The 13717-nt window shown below is 66.9% G+C and carries 12 protein-coding genes; 1 reads left to right on the top strand and 11 read right to left on the bottom strand.

Going from position 1 to position 13717, the window contains the following annotated elements; genetic code table 11:
* Positions 1–9 precede the first annotated feature (9 nt).
* The 10 genes from HNP52_RS13290 to HNP52_RS13335 all read right to left on the bottom strand — a co-directional run bounded on the left by HNP52_RS13290 (position 10) and on the right by HNP52_RS13335 (position 11542).
* The gene (locus tag HNP52_RS13290) at positions 10–2295 is read right to left on the bottom strand and encodes a GH92 family glycosyl hydrolase (protein ID WP_184167832.1); all 2286 of its coding nucleotides are present in this window, start codon (positions 2293–2295) and stop codon (positions 10–12) included.
* A 560-nt stretch (positions 2296–2855) separates the two neighbouring features.
* Positions 2856–4532, bottom strand: coding sequence for a GMC family oxidoreductase (locus tag HNP52_RS13295; RefSeq protein WP_184167834.1), 1677 nt, complete (start codon positions 4530–4532; stop codon positions 2856–2858).
* Positions 4533–4554: 22 nt separating this feature from the next.
* Complete coding sequence (locus tag HNP52_RS13300; RefSeq protein WP_184167836.1) at positions 4555–5400, bottom strand: sugar phosphate isomerase/epimerase; 846 nt, start codon at positions 5398–5400, stop codon at positions 4555–4557.
* The gene (locus HNP52_RS13305; protein WP_184167838.1) at positions 5397–5966 is read right to left on the bottom strand and encodes a gluconate 2-dehydrogenase subunit 3 family protein; all 570 of its coding nucleotides are present in this window, start codon (positions 5964–5966) and stop codon (positions 5397–5399) included. The genes HNP52_RS13300 and HNP52_RS13305 overlap by 4 nt, the downstream gene beginning before the upstream one ends.
* Complete coding sequence (locus HNP52_RS13310) at positions 5963–6784, bottom strand: DUF1080 domain-containing protein (protein WP_260396080.1); 822 nt, start codon at positions 6782–6784, stop codon at positions 5963–5965. Before HNP52_RS13310 ends, HNP52_RS13305 begins: the two co-directional genes overlap by 4 nt.
* Positions 6781–7719 carry a TIM barrel protein gene (locus HNP52_RS13315; protein WP_311768461.1) on the bottom strand — a complete coding sequence of 313 codons (939 nt, stop codon included), beginning with the start codon at positions 7717–7719 and terminating at the stop codon, positions 6781–6783. The genes HNP52_RS13310 and HNP52_RS13315 overlap by 4 nt, the downstream gene beginning before the upstream one ends.
* Positions 7716–8108 (bottom strand): cytochrome c family protein, encoded by a 393-nt coding sequence (locus tag HNP52_RS13320; RefSeq protein WP_184167840.1) that lies wholly within the window; start codon positions 8106–8108, stop codon positions 7716–7718. Before HNP52_RS13320 ends, HNP52_RS13315 begins: the two co-directional genes overlap by 4 nt.
* A complete protein-coding gene (locus HNP52_RS13325; protein WP_184167842.1) occupies positions 8105–9253 on the bottom strand; it encodes a Gfo/Idh/MocA family protein in 1149 nt (382 codons plus the stop codon). The genes HNP52_RS13320 and HNP52_RS13325 overlap by 4 nt, the downstream gene beginning before the upstream one ends.
* A gap of 34 nt (positions 9254–9287) precedes the next feature.
* Positions 9288–10352: a sugar phosphate isomerase/epimerase gene (locus HNP52_RS13330; RefSeq protein WP_184167844.1), complete on the bottom strand. Its 1065-nt coding sequence runs from the start codon at positions 10350–10352 to the stop codon at positions 9288–9290.
* The gene (locus HNP52_RS13335; RefSeq protein WP_260396081.1) at positions 10349–11542 is read right to left on the bottom strand and encodes an MFS transporter; all 1194 of its coding nucleotides are present in this window, start codon (positions 11540–11542) and stop codon (positions 10349–10351) included. Before HNP52_RS13335 ends, HNP52_RS13330 begins: the two co-directional genes overlap by 4 nt.
* Before the next feature lie 185 nt (positions 11543–11727).
* Here HNP52_RS13335 and HNP52_RS13340 point away from each other — a divergent pair, with 185 nt between their 5' ends.
* Positions 11728–12726, top strand: coding sequence for a LacI family DNA-binding transcriptional regulator (locus HNP52_RS13340; protein WP_184167846.1), 999 nt, complete (start codon positions 11728–11730; stop codon positions 12724–12726).
* Between the two features lie 9 nt (positions 12727–12735).
* On the opposite strand, the gene HNP52_RS13345 is transcribed toward HNP52_RS13340, so the two are convergent.
* On the bottom strand, positions 12736–13680 hold the full coding sequence (locus HNP52_RS13345; protein WP_184167848.1) for a DMT family transporter: 945 nt from the start codon (positions 13678–13680) through the stop codon (positions 12736–12738).
* Between the last annotated feature and the right edge of the window lie 37 nt (positions 13681–13717).

Consider the following 13717-nt stretch of genomic DNA (forward strand, 5'->3'; position numbering starts at 1 on the left):
TCAAACTCCTCAGCGCCGGCTCAGCGAAGGCGGCGCATCGGCCGGGCTGCTGCCCCAGGCCGGATTGGGCTTCGCGCCCATGGTCAGTTCCAGCACGGCGCCGTTCGCGATGTCGGCGTGGCGGAACCACGGCTTGGTCCAGCGCTTGCCGTTCAGCGTGGCGGACTGGATGTAGAGGTTCGTCGCCGAATTGTTCTTCGCGACGATCTCGAGCGTCTTGCCATTGCCCATCCTGAGCGCGGCGCGATCGAAGATCGGGCTGCCGAGCACATAGACGTCGCTCGCCGGATCGACCGTGTAGAAGCCCAGCGCGCTCAGCACGTACCAGGACGAGGTCGCGCCCTGGTCGTCCATCCCGGGATAGCCATAGCCGGCGGCGTCGCTGCCATAGAGATCGCGCAGGATGCGGCGCGACAGCTCCTGGGTCTTCCAGGGCTGGCCGCTCCAGGCATAGAGATAGGGCGCCTGCTGGTCGGGCTGGTTGCCCTGCACATATTGACCGATCACACCGGTGCAGTCGCGGCAGATGCCCTTGGGGTTGTAGGGCTTGGTGAAGAATGCATCGAGCTTGGCGTTGAACGCGGCCCGGCCACCCAGCGCGGTGATCAGCCCCTGCACGTCCTGCGGCACCAGCCACAGCGTCGACCAGCCCGAGGCTTCCTTCATCATGTGGTTGTAATAGGGCTCGGCCGGATCGAAGGGCGTGAACCACTTGCCGTCCTCGGTCCGCCCGCGGACGAAGCCGATCGAGCGGTCGAACACGTTGCGCCAGTTGCCCGCGCGCTTGCGGAACAGCGCGGCGTCCTGCGGCTTGCCCAGCCGATCGGCGAGATCGGCGAGCGCGGCGTCGTCCCAGGCATATTCCAGCGTCTTGGCAGCCCCCGCCTTGCCATCGGCATGGGGCGGGCTCGGGTCGTGATCCGGCACCACGTCCGAGATCCAGCCGCGCTTCATATATTCGTCGAGGAAGTGGCGCGGCCCCTTGGGATCCAGCGCGTTCTTGCGCAGATACTCATAGGCGGCCGCATAGTCGAACGCGATGCCGCGCCGCATCGCACCGAGATAGAGAAACACCGCATTGTCGCCGTGGAACGAGGTGTTCATGAACCCGCGCTCGCGGGCCATGTCGAGCTCGGACTGCATCACGTCGCGGGTCAGTTCGGGCTCGAGCAGTTCAAGCAGCACGATCTGGTTGCGGCCAGTATCCCAGAAGGGCACCGGGCCGTAGCGATCATAGCTGGCGACCTGGGTCTTGCCGTTCGTATCGGTGAAATGCTCGCCCTTGCGCGCCACCAGCCGGGGGCTGGCGAAGGACTGGAACAGCGTCGAATAGAACAGCATCCGCTGCTTCTCGGTGCCGCCGCTCACCTGGACGCGGTCGAGCAGCTTTGCCCATTCGGCGCGCGCGGCACCGCGGATGCGGTCGAAATTCCAGTCCGGGCTTTCCTGCCGCAGCCGCTGCGTCGCCGCTTCGTAGCTCGGGCCATAGGCGATGCGGACCAGCACCTGCTCGCCGTCACGCGTGGTGAAATCGGCATAGCTGCCGGCGAACGCGCCTTCGATCGGCCGGGTATCGGGCTGCACATCCTTGTCGCCGATGCCATAGCCACGGGCGTTGCCCGGCGCCTTGCGGAAGGTGCCGAAGCGCTTGAAGGGCTTGGAGAATTCCGCGACGAAATAGCGTCCATCGCGCGCATCATTGTCGTTGCGGTCGCCGATGATGCCGCGCACCGTACGGTCGCCCACCACTTCGACCTGGCCGCCCCGCCCCTGCAGGTTCAGGATCACATGCGCCCGCTCGGTCGCCGGGAAGGTGAACCGCATCAGCGACGTCGCCTGGGTCGCGGTCAGCTCGACCTTCGTCTTGAAGCTGTCGAGGAACACCGAATAATAGCCCGGCGCCGCGACTTCATGCGCCTTGTCGTACCAGGCCTCGGTATAGACCGGCGGCACCGTCCAGTCGCCGACGATCGGCATCAGCATCGGCGTGGCGCGCGCACCATAGGTGGGGCCGCCGCCGCCGGTGAAACCGATCATCGTGGGATTGGTGTAATAGTACGGGGTCGCTACGCCCCAGGGATAGCTCAGCTCGACATTGGAATTGACCGGTGCGGCCTCGACTGCACTGTGCGGCAGGCGCGCACCGGGCGAAGTCAGGCCGGAATAGAGTGGCTCGCCTGCGGGCGGCGCGTTGCCAATGAACTCGGGATTGTCCAGCGGCGCCGTACCCACCAGCGGGTTGGCGATGTCCACGGGGGCCTGCCCCGCATCCGCACGTCCGGAATCCTGCGCCATCCCCGATGACCCGATGGCCAGCAGCGATGCCGCTCCGGCCAATGCGGCGAAACGCGTTACACGGCGATGTACGAGAATGCCGATCGCGCGGCGACATACGCGATCCCCGGCCCGCAGAACGGAAGGCCCCATCTATCCTCTCCAAGAGAACGGCATCTCCACCGTTCATTGCGTTCCGCCTTTGCGGCGGTAACGAGTCGGAACTTCGATTAAATAAATCATTTTGTCAAATGAACTCGCACACTCGAGACGCAGGCCGGCGCCCCCGGTTATCCGCTTTGCCAATTCTCCTGATAAATCAGATCGATGCCCAATCGCGCCGCGACGGACATTTTCGCCGCTGGTTTTCGGCTTCGGCGAAAATCGGATTTCGGCCACTTCCTGCCGGATCGAATGGCGCAAAGCATCCGTCGCAAAGGGACGCGCGAGATTCGGCGCGGCCGGCCTGGCCGCATCCCAAAACGATCCCCGCCGGCACGCTCCAGGGAAGCGCGCCGGCACAGATCAACTAGATTGGCAGAGTTCTCCCGGCCCTCAACGCGAGCCGGAAGGGAGCAACCTCACCCGCTCGCGAATTGCTTGACGGCGTGATCCGCCGCCCGCGCTGTAAGCGCCATGAAGGTCAGCGAGGGGTTCACGCAGGATACGGACGCCATCTGGGCGCCGTCGGTCACGTAGAGATTCTCGGCGTCGTGCGCCTGGCTCCACTTGTTGAGGACCGAGGAACGCGGATCGGCACCCATGCGCGCGCCGCCCATCTCGTGGATGGCGTCGCCGGGGACATGCTCGTCCTCATAGCTCTTGACGTTGGTCAGCCCCGCGGCCTTGAGCATCGCCTCACCCTGCGTCCGCGCATCCGCCATCATCCGCAGCTCGTTCTCGCGGAAGCGCACGTCGAAGCGCATCAGCGGCACCCCGAAGCGATCGACCTTGTCCGGGTGCAGCGAAACGTGATTGTCCTCATAGGGCAGGCATTCGCCGAACGCGCCCATGCCGAACTTCCACCCGCTATATTTGCGCATCCCGTGCTTCATGGAGGCGCCGAAGCCCACCGGCGGCGACGGCTCGCGCCGTGCGCTCCCCTGATAGCCATAGCCGCGCTTGAAGCCGACGCCCTCGTCCCCGCCATTGTTGCGGAAGCGGGGAATATAGACGCCGCCGGGCCGCCGACCATATTCGATGAACTCCTCCATCCCCGGGATGTCGCCGTCGATCGACACCCGGAAGATGTGGTCCATCACATATTTGCCGAGCGTCCCGCTGCTGTCGAAATGGCTGCGCCCGCTGCCCGCCGGCCGCGAGTTGAGCAGGATCTGGTTCGACGCCATCGCCGAGGCGCAGAGGAAGACCAGCCCGGCATTGACCACTTCCGCCTGCCCGGTCTTCGCGTCGATGAACCGGACCCCGGTGACGCGCTTCTTCGCGGCGTCATATTCTAGGTTGGTCACCACGGCGTCGGCGCGCAGCGTCAGCCGTCCGGTCGCCCGCGCCGCCGGCAGCGTCACTGCCTGGGTCGAGAAATAGGCGCCGAACGAGCAGCCATTGCCGCACTGGTTGCGGAACTGGCATTTGGTCCGGTTCTGATCGGGCTTGTCCTCGGTCATGTTGGACAGGCGCGTGTTGATCAGCTTGCGCCCCGGAAACTCGGTCTCGAGCCGCTGCTTCAGCCACTTCTCGGCGATGTTCATCGGCATCGGCGGCTGGAATTCGCTGTCCGGCAGGTAAGGCAGGTTCTCGCGCGATCCGGACACGCCGATATATTTCTCGACATAGCTGTACCAGGGCGCGAGGTCGTCATAGCGGATCGGCCAGTCGCCATCGATGCCGTCGCGCTTGTTCGCCTCGAAATCGGCCGGGCTCCAGCGGAAGCTCCACCGCCCCCAGATCAGCGATTTTCCGCCGACCGCACCGGGCCGGATCCAGTAGAATTTGCTGCCTTCGTCAAAGGCATAGGGGTTCAGCCGGTCGTCATTGTAGAAGGCCCGGTTGCTCGGCTGCACATAGCCGTGCTTGGCGATGAAATAGTCGCTGTCGCGCAGGCCCGGCGGCATCATGTTGCGCGCCGGCACCTCGAACGCCGGCTTGCCGTCATAGGTATAGCCTTCGCCATGCTCGACCATCACGCCCCGGTCGAGCATGAGCACGCGCAGTCCCTTTTCGGTAAGCTCCTTGGCGGCGAACCCGCCGCTTACGCCGGAACCGATGACGATCGCATCGAACCTGTTGGTCGAAGCCATGTTCTTCCCTCCCGAACCCTGATCAGAAACGCAGCGCGCGCAGCGTCTGGAAGCTGGTGGTGATGTCGGGCAGATAGGGCGCCGGCGCCTGATCATTCTCGACATAGAAATGCTGCACGCCCGCACTACCCTTCCGCTTGAAGAGCCCGGCGAAATCGATCGTCCCCTGTCCCACTGCGGTCATGCTGCGATCGGCACGCATGTCCTTCACATGATAGGCGTAGAGCCGCTTCGACAGGCGATCGATCAGCGCGCCGGGATCCTCGCCGGCATGCGCCGCCCAGTAGAGGTCGAGCTCGACCTTCACGAGCGCCGGATCGGTCTCCTTGAGGAAGCGCTCGTACAGGCTGACCCCGCCCGGCTTGATGGTGAACTCGAAATCATGGTTGTGATAGGCGAAGCCGAGCCCGGCCTTCTTCAAGTCCTTGGCGAAACGGTTGAAGTTCGGCAGCGCCGCGTTCCAGCCCTGCTCGGTGCGGTGCTCGTTGGTCATATAAGGCAGCACTACCGTGCCGGCGCCGAGCGTCTTCGCCATCGTCACCGACTTGTCGAACTGGCCGAGCAGCGCGTCATAGCCGATGTGCAGCGAGGGCGACTTGAGGCCGAGCCGGTCCATCGTCTTGCGCAGCAGCGCATGATCCATGGCGTCATAGCCGCCACCGCCGAACTCGACCTCGCGATAGCCGATCCGGGCGACCTGCTCGAGCGTACCGACCGGGTCCTTCTGGAAGATGTCGCGGACCGTGTAGAGCTGGAGGCCGATCGCCTTCAGTTGCGCGGCGGATGCCGGTGCGATCGCGAAGTCGGCAAGCGAAAGCGCTGCGACACCGCCCGCGCCGGCGAGCAGATTCCTACGGCTGATCATCATGCGGAATACACCTTGTTGACCTGAGAATAGGGAAACTGGCCGTTATACTCGCCCGGCACCGGCAAATATTCGCGCTCCTGCGTGATGCCGACTTCGGACGTGTAGTAGCCGGCGATGACGAGCTGCCGGAACGCTTCGAAGAACACGCCGCCGGAAGGCAGCTGGCCGTTCATCGCGAGGGTGAGCAGCGCGTCCTGCTGCTCCGCCGTCGCCTGCGCGCCGGCAACCTTGTAGTCCTGCTGGCTGCGCGCCTCGATCGCGTCGAGCCCGGCGAGGATCGGCACCCGGTCGGTCGGCCGCGCCCAGTCCGCCAGCATCTTCTCGATAAACGCCGGAACCCCGGCGGCGATCGCGCCCGGCGTATCCGTGGTCGGCAGGATGCGCTCGCTGAGCGCGGTCATCAGCGCGCGCTGCGCGGGCGTGAACACCGCCACGCTCGGCGGCCCCTCGCTGATCACCGGGATGTTCGAAGCCTTGCCCGCACCGGCGGCGCGGGCGAGCGGCGCGAAGGCCGCCGCGCCGAACATGGCGACGACCCCGGCAAGCGCGGTTCTCCGGTCGATCACTTCGCGCCTCCCGGCAGGTCCTGCGCGATCGCCGCCTCGGGCAGCGGGCGCACCCAGATATTGCGGTAGGAGACCGGCGAGCCGTGATCCTGCAGCTGCAGCGGCGCCGCGTCGCCATGCGCCTGGTAGCTGGCGACCTTGCGCCAGATCGTGGTGCCGAGCAGCGCCTGGTGGTTCTGCACCACCACGCCGTTCAGGAGCGCGGTGACATAGGCCGGGCGCACCAGCTTGCCGTCCGCCGCGAAGCGCGGCCGCTCGAAGATGATGTCGTAGCTCTGCCACTCGCCGGGCTTGCGCGCGGCATTCACCAGCGGCGGCTTCCAGCCATAGACCGCACCGACCGTGCCGTCGGCATAGGTCGGGTTCTGATAGCCATCGAGGATCTGCACCTCGTAGCGCTGCATGAACCAGACGCCGCTGTTGCCGCGATCCTGCGAATTGCCCTTGGGCGGATTGGGCGAGCGGAACTCGAGATGGAGCTGGACGTCGCCGAAGCTCTGCTTCGAGACGAGGTTGCTCTCCTTCGCGCCGTCCGCGCGCGCCGGCACCGTCATCACGCCACCCGCGACCTGCCAGGGCGCCGTCTCGGCCTGCCAGGCATCGGGCGCCAGCACGATCGCGTCGGAAGGCGCGCCGCCCGGCGCCGCCGCCGGCGTGGTCACCGTCGGCGCGGGCCGGTCGGCGTCATGGACGAGCCACTTGCCGTCCGGCAGTTGCGGCGTGTCCTTGAAGCCGGGCTTTTCCTGCGCGAAGGCGAATGCGCCCGTGATCGCGATCAAGCCGGCGGCAACGCATCCCGCCATGCGCATGCGCGTCATAGTCCCTCTCCCTGTGTATCGATCCTGCGATAGGCCGCGATCAACCGGTCCTCGCCGGCCCGGCCCTTCACCGAATTGCCATGTTCCATGCCGATCACGCCGTCATAGCGCCGCGCGCGGAGCCACCGGACGATCGAGGCATAGTTGATCTCGCCCGACCCCGGCTCGTTGCGGCCCGGATTGTCGCCGAACTGCAGATAGCCGATCTCGCTCCAGCACATCTCCAGCGCCGGGATCAGGTTCCCCGACTGAATCTGCTCGTGATAGAGATCCGCCAGGATCTTCACTGCCGGGCTGTTCACCCCCCGCGCCACCGCAAAGCCTTGCGCGATCGTCTGCATGTAGACGCCCGGATGGTTGGTCCGGGTGTTCAGCGGCTCCATCACCATCGCGATCCCGTGCGGCGCGACGATGTCGCCGGCCTTGCGCATCACGTCGATCACCCGCGCGGTCTGGATGTCGAGCGGCACCTTCTGATCGAGGAAGCCAGTGACCACCGTCATGCGCGTGGCGTTGAGCCGCTTGGCGACGTCGATCGAAGTGCGGATGTCCGCCAGGAACGCTTCGCGCTCGGCATCGTCATTGCCGCCGAGCAGCGGACGCGACTGCGCCCATTTCGGCATGCTGGCGACGAAGACGCCCATCTTCATGCCGCGCTGGGCAAAGGCCCTGGCCATCTTCTCCTGCTCGGCCACCGGCCGGCTGCGCGCCTCATTGTCCTCCCACGCCCTGAAGCCCTGGTCGGCGGCATAGGCGATCTGCTCGAACAGGCCGCCACGGCTGGCGAAGCTGCCCTCGTGCGGCGCATAGCCGAGCGAGAAATAGGCGGCGTTCGAGCCCTGGCCGCCCGCGCTTCCGCCCATCGCCATCGCCGAGGATGCAGCGCCCGCGGCCCCTGCCGCGAGCACCGTCCTGCGGGTGACCGCGCCGGTCACTTGCCGCTTCCCGCCTTGAGATAGGCGATGATCGCGGCGCGCTTGGCCGGATCGGGCATGCCGATCGGCATCCGCGATCCGGGGACCTTCTTGCCCGGCCCGGCGAGATACTCGTTGAGCGTCGCCTCATCCCAGCGCAGCTTCGAGGCCTTCATCGCCGGCGAATAGTTGAAACCCGGCGTGGTGCCGGCGGTCCGGCCGACCACCCCATAGAGATTGGGGCCGACACCATTCTTGCCGCCCTTCTCCACGGTATGGCAGGCGCGGCAGGCATTGAATGCCGGCGGCGGCGCGGTGGGGGCCGCGGTCTGCGCGACAGTGGGTACGCTGACGAAGAACTGGGCCGCCCCAGCGGCACTCAACGCTCCCAGGCACACGAGAAGCTTCATTCTTTCTCTCCCGGATCAACCATTGTCCATTTCGCGTCCGACGCCGCATTGGCGACGACGGCCTCGATGAAACGCATTGTTCGAAGTCCATCGGCGACGCCGGGAAACCAGCGGTCGCCACCGCCGCGGATCGCCGCGGCAAAGGCGCGATAGAGGTTGGCAAAGGCTTCGACATAACCCTCGGGATGGCCCGACGGCGTGCGCAGCAGCGCCGCCGTGCTGTCCTGCAGGCCCGGCCCGCCGGCGCGCACAATCTCGGCCGGGCGGTCGAGCCAGCGCAGGGTCAGCGTGTTCGGCTCCATCTGCGCCCATTCCAGCCCGCCCTGCTCGCCATGGATGCGCAGCTTGAGCCCATTCTCCTCGCCCGCCGCGACCTGGCTCGCCTTGAGCACGCCGCGCGCACCGCCGGCGAAGCGCAGCAGCGCGCTGACATCGTCGTCGAGCCGGCGGCCCGGCACATGGATGGCGAGATCGGCGGACACCGAGTCCACCCGCAGCCCCGAGACATGCTCGGCAAGCTGAAAGGCATGGGTACCGATATCGCCCAGGCACCCGCCAAGCCCGGCGCGCGCCGGATCGGTGCGCCATTCCGCCTGCTTGTTGCCCTGCTCGTCGATCGGCCGGCTGAGCCAGCCCTGGAGATACTCGACCTGGACCAGCCGGATCGCGCCAAGGTCGCCGCGCGCGATCCGCGCCCGCGCCTCCTCGACCAGCGGATAGCCGCTATAGGTGAAGGCGAGCGCGAAATGGCGCCCGCTGGCCTTGGCCGCCGCGCCGATCGCCTCCGCCTCCGCGACACTCATCGCCATCGGCTTCTCGCAGAAGACGTGGAAGCCCGCCTCCAGCGCCGCGATCGCCATCGGGGCATGGAGATGGTTGGGCGTCACGACGGCAACCGCGTCGATCCGCTCGCCCTCGGGCAGCGCCCGCTCGCCCGCAAGCATCGCATCGAACGAGGCGTAGACGCGCTGCGGCGCCAGGCCGAGGGCATCGCCGGTCCGCTGGTTGCGCCCCGCATCGGTGCTGAACGCCCCCGCGACGAGCCGCCAGTCGCCGTCGAGCGCCGCCGCCATGCGGTGGACCGCGCCGATAAAGGCACCCTCCCCGCCGCCAACCATGCCGAGCCGAAGCGCGTGTCGAACCATGGAACGCCTATTCCCTCAACCGACGAGTTCGAGTTCAGTCCCGCTGCGGCGAAAGCCCCAGCAGCGCACGGATCGCCGCCCGATCGACTCCGCTCGCGGCGAAGTCGTCAAAGGGCCGGTCGGTCACGTGGATGATGTGATCGCGGATGAACGGGGCGCCTTCGCGCGCACCGTCCTCGGATCGCTTGAGCGCGCATTCCCATTCGAGCACCGCCCAGCCGCGATAGCCATATTGCGCCAGCTTGCTGAAGATGCCGACGAAATCGACCTGGCCATCGCCCAGCGAGCGGAAGCGGCCGGCGCGGTTCACCCAGCTCTCATAGCCGCCATAGACGCCGGTCCGCCCGGTCGGGTTGAACTCGGCATCCTTGACGTGGAAGCACGAGATCCGGTCGTGATAGCGATCGATGAAATCGAGATAGTCGAGCTGCTGCAGCACATAGTGCGACGGATCGAACAGGATGCGCGCGCGGGGATGATTGCCGACCGCCTCCAGGAACCGCTCCCAGGTCGCGCCGTCATGGATGTCCTCGCCGGGATGGATCTCATAGGCGCAATCGACGCCGGCTTCCTCGAACACGTCGAGGATCGGGGTCCAGCGCCGGCCGAGCTCGGCGAAGGCTTCCTCGACCAGCCCCGCCGGCCGCTGCGGCCAGGGATAGACATAGGGCCAGGCGAGCGCGCCGGAAAAGGTCGCATGCGCGTTCAGCCCGAGATTGGCGCTCGCCCTGGCGGCAAGCTTGACCTGGTCGACCGCCCAGGCCTGTCGCTCGGCCGGCTTGCCGTGCAGCGCGGCCGGCGCGAAGCCGTCGAACAGCTGGTCATAGGCCGGATGCACCGCGACGAGCTGGCCCTGCAGATGCGTCGAGAGTTCGGTCGGTTCGACGCCGAACTTGGCAAGCCTGCCGCGCAGGTCGTCGCAATAGGCCTTGCTCTCGGCGGCGAGCTTCAGGTCGATCAGCCGCGGGTCGCAGGGGATCTGGACGCCGACATAGCCGAGCGCGCCGGCCCATTCCGCCAGGCCGTCGAGCGTGTCGAACGGCGCGCTGTCGCCCAGGAACTGGGCCAGGAAGATTGCGGGACCCTTCATCGCTTTCATGCCGCGGCCTCCGTCCGGCTGTCGTCGCGGAAGAAGAGCTGGAACAGCACCGCGATGACCGCGGCGGCGATCGCCGGATACCACCACATCTGGTGCCAGTCGGCGATGGTCGAAGCCTCGGGCAACTGAGCATAGAGCAGTCCGCCGATCTGCGAGCCGAGCAGCATGCCGACGCCGTAGGTGAACAGGGTCAGCATGCCCTGCGCCTGCGCGTTGACGCCCTTGGGCGAGGCGATGGTGCCGGTGTAGATCGCGCCGGCGACGAAGAAGAAGTCATAGCACACGCCGTGCAGCGCCACGCCGAGATAGATCGCCCAGAGCGAATTGCCGCCGTCACCGATCGCGAACAGCGCATAGCGCAGCGCCCAGGCGATCATGCCGACGAGCAGCAGCGGCTTCACGCCGAAGCGGCGGTACAGCCAGGGCATGGAGAACATGAACACCAGCTCGGACATCTGCCCGATCGCCATGGTGCCGCCGACATTCTCGATCCCCGCCACGCCGAGATAGGCCGAAGCATAGGCATAATACATCGCCAGCGGGACCGAGATCAGCGTCGCCGCCAGGATGAAGATCAGATAGGAACGCTGCCGCATCAGGCCGAACGCCTCGACGCACAGCACCTGGCGGACCAGACTCTCGTCGCGCGGCGCATCGGGCGCCACGTTGGGGAGCGTCAGGCTGTACAGGCCGAGCGCGATCGAGACGATCGCGGCGACGCGGAAGATCTCGGGGCTGGCCGACAGGCCGACCCAGCCGATGATCAGGCCCGCGACGATCCAGCCGAGCGTGCCGAAGGCGCGGACGAAGGGGAAGCGGTCCGCCCGCTCGCCGAAGCTCTTCAGCGCGATCGTGTTCGCAAGGCCGACCGTCGGCATGTAGAGGATCATGTAGCCGAGCAGCACCCAGACGAAGGTGGTGCCGTTCTCCGGCGTCACCAGCGCGGGCATAACCAGCAGGATCGCGCCGCCGACCAGGTGCAGGATCACCATCAGCGCCCTGGGGCTCAGATAGCGGGTCGCCGCCATGCCGAGCAGGAAGGAACCGGCGATCGAGGCGATCGGGCCGACCGAGAAGGCGTTGGCGATGAGGCTGCCGATGCCGACGGTCTGCATGACCAGGCCAAGCGTGACGTTCCACGCTCCCCAGACGAAAAACTGCATGAACATGAGCGCGCTGAGACGCCCCATGAGCAGCCCCGATACCGGGCGCTGCGATGCCGCAAGCGCGTCATTGCCCAAAGTGGCCACGAAGCCCCTCTCCCATTTTTTGCTGCAGTTTTCCTGCTTGTCGGGACTCAGGCTACGCAGGTCAAAAGCCGATGTAAAGGATTACATTACTCGACATGTCGCTGTAACGAGTTACATCAATGTCAATGCCGACCATCATCCAGGTCGCCGCGATGGCGGGCGTCTCCACGGCCACCGTGTCGCGCGTCCTGAGCCACCCGGACCGCGTCGCCGAGCCGACCCGCCTGCGCGTGCTCGAGGTGGTCGAGTCGCTCGGCTACAAGCCGAACGTCGCCGCCCGGACGCTGCGCACGCTCCGCGCCGCCAAGATCCTCGTCACCGTCCCCGACATCTCCAACCCCTTCTTCGCCAGCGTGATCCGCGGCGCGGAGGAAGCGGCGCGCGACGCCGGCTATGCGGTCGTCGTCGGCGACACGCGGCACGATCCGTCGATCGAGGATCAATATGCCGCCATGCTCTCCAGCCGAGAGGTCGACGGACTGATCTTCCTCGGGCACCGCCTGCCGGACAATCTGCGCCCGCTGATGTCGAAGCAGGGCGCTCACGCGCCCGTGGTCAATGGCTGCGAGTACAGCCCCGATATCGGCGTGCCGAGCGTGCATATCGACAATGCCGCCGCCGGCTGCGACGCGCTCGAGCATCTCATCGCGCTCGGGCATCGCGACATCGGCGTCATCACCGGTCCGCATGTCAGCCCGATCAGCCGCGATCGCCTCGCCGGCGCGATGCAGGCGGCCGAACGCCATGGCCTTGCCGACCGGCTGCGGATCCATGTCGGCGACTATTCCGCCCAGTCCGCCGCCGACCATGTGCCGGACCTGATCGCGCAGGGCGTGACCGGGCTGTTCTGCTTCAGCGACGAAATGGCGATGGGGGCGATCAGCGCGATCCGCCAGGCCGGCCGCATCTGCCCCGACGACATTTCGGTCGTCGGCTTCGACGATCTGCCGCTCGCCCGCTTCTTCCAGCCCGGCCTCACCACCATCGCCCAGCCCAAGGGGCATATCGGGCAGCAGGCGGTCGAGCTGCTCGTCGACATATTGCGCGGCGACGACAGTCCGGTGAGCCAGATCACCCTCCCCCACGAACTCGTCATCCGGTCCAGCACGAAGCGGCTCGGCTAGCGGCGCGGACTATGGGCTCGCGGTCGCCTGCCGGCTGCGCCGCCCTGCCATCGCCGGGATCAGGATTCCCGCAAGGATGATCGCCATCCCCGCAAGGTGATATCCGTGCAGCGCCTCGCCCAGCAGCGGCACCGCCAGCAACGCGCCGAACAGCGGCTGCAGGCTGATCACCTGCCCCGCTGCGCCGGCGCCGAGCTCACTCACCGCCTTGTTGTACAGGAAATAGGCCACCACCGACGGCAGCACCGCGACATAGGCATAGGCCCCCAGCACGCGCGGCGTGAAGTGCAGCGGGAAGCTCCGCAGCTCCGCGATCGCGAACGGCAGCATCGCCAGGACGCCGATCGCGAAGGTCAGCGCGAGGAAGCTCAGCGGATCGATCGGAGGCCGCAGGCGCAGCAGGGCGGTGTAGAGCGACCAGGCGAGGACGGCGCACAGCACCAGGACGTCACCGATGTTGAAGCTGAGCGACAGCAGCGCGGCGGGATCGGCCTTGAGGATGATCGTCAGCACGCCGATCGCGGCGATCGAGACGCCGGCGATCTGCGCGGCGCGCGGCCGGGCCTTGAACAACAGCCCGTCGAAGCAGAGCACCAGCGCCGGTATCGCTGCCTGGATCAGCAGCCCGTTGGTGGCGGTCGTGTAGCGCAGGCCCGAATAGAGCAGCGCGTTGAACGCGCCGATGCCGATCAGCCCGAGCAGGAGGATCTTCCCCCAATGCTGCCGCACCACCGGCCAGTCGGCGATCACGCGCCGCCAGGCAAAGGGTGCGACCACCAGCAAGGCACCGGCCCAGCGCCCGAGCGCCAGGGCAAAGGGCGGGATCTCGGCATGAACGGCACGGGCGACCATCGAATTGCCCGCCCAGAGCAGCATCACGAGCGTCAGCATCGCATAGAGGGCGCGGACTCTGGCGGGGCTCGGGCGATCCGGAGCGGTACTGGACGGGCGCATGGCCCATCCTCCTATTACCCAGGCCACCGCCTTCTCG

It is taken from the genome of Sphingomonas kyeonggiensis, from assembly GCF_014204495.1.
Taxonomy (GTDB): Bacteria; Pseudomonadota; Alphaproteobacteria; order Sphingomonadales; family Sphingomonadaceae; genus Sphingomonas; species Sphingomonas kyeonggiensis_A.

What these genes read in the sequence shown, in the direction of transcription:
- HNP52_RS13295 (WP_184167834.1), bottom strand. Translation starts at nt 4,532, where the DNA reads ATGGCTTCGACCAACAGGTTCGATGCGATCGTCATCGGTTCCGGCGTA.
- HNP52_RS13335 (WP_260396081.1), bottom strand. Translation starts at nt 11,542, where the DNA reads ATGGGGCGTCTCAGCGCGCTCATGTTCATGCAGTTTTTCGTCTGGGGA.
- HNP52_RS13345 (WP_184167848.1), bottom strand. Translation starts at nt 13,680, where the DNA reads ATGCGCCCGTCCAGTACCGCTCCGGATCGCCCGAGCCCCGCCAGAGTC.
- HNP52_RS13330 (WP_184167844.1), bottom strand. Translation starts at nt 10,352, where the DNA reads ATGAAAGCGATGAAGGGTCCCGCAATCTTCCTGGCCCAGTTCCTGGGC.
- HNP52_RS13320 (WP_184167840.1), bottom strand. Translation starts at nt 8,108, where the DNA reads ATGAAGCTTCTCGTGTGCCTGGGAGCGTTGAGTGCCGCTGGGGCGGCC.
- HNP52_RS13290 (WP_184167832.1), bottom strand. Translation starts at nt 2,295, where the DNA reads ATGGCGCAGGATTCCGGACGTGCGGATGCGGGGCAGGCCCCCGTGGAC.
- HNP52_RS13325 (WP_184167842.1), bottom strand. Translation starts at nt 9,253, where the DNA reads ATGGTTCGACACGCGCTTCGGCTCGGCATGGTTGGCGGCGGGGAGGGT.
- HNP52_RS13310 (WP_260396080.1), bottom strand. Translation starts at nt 6,784, where the DNA reads ATGACGCGCATGCGCATGGCGGGATGCGTTGCCGCCGGCTTGATCGCG.
- HNP52_RS13340 (WP_184167846.1), top strand. Translation starts at nt 11,728, where the DNA reads ATGCCGACCATCATCCAGGTCGCCGCGATGGCGGGCGTCTCCACGGCC.
- HNP52_RS13300 (WP_184167836.1), bottom strand. Translation starts at nt 5,400, where the DNA reads ATGATGATCAGCCGTAGGAATCTGCTCGCCGGCGCGGGCGGTGTCGCA.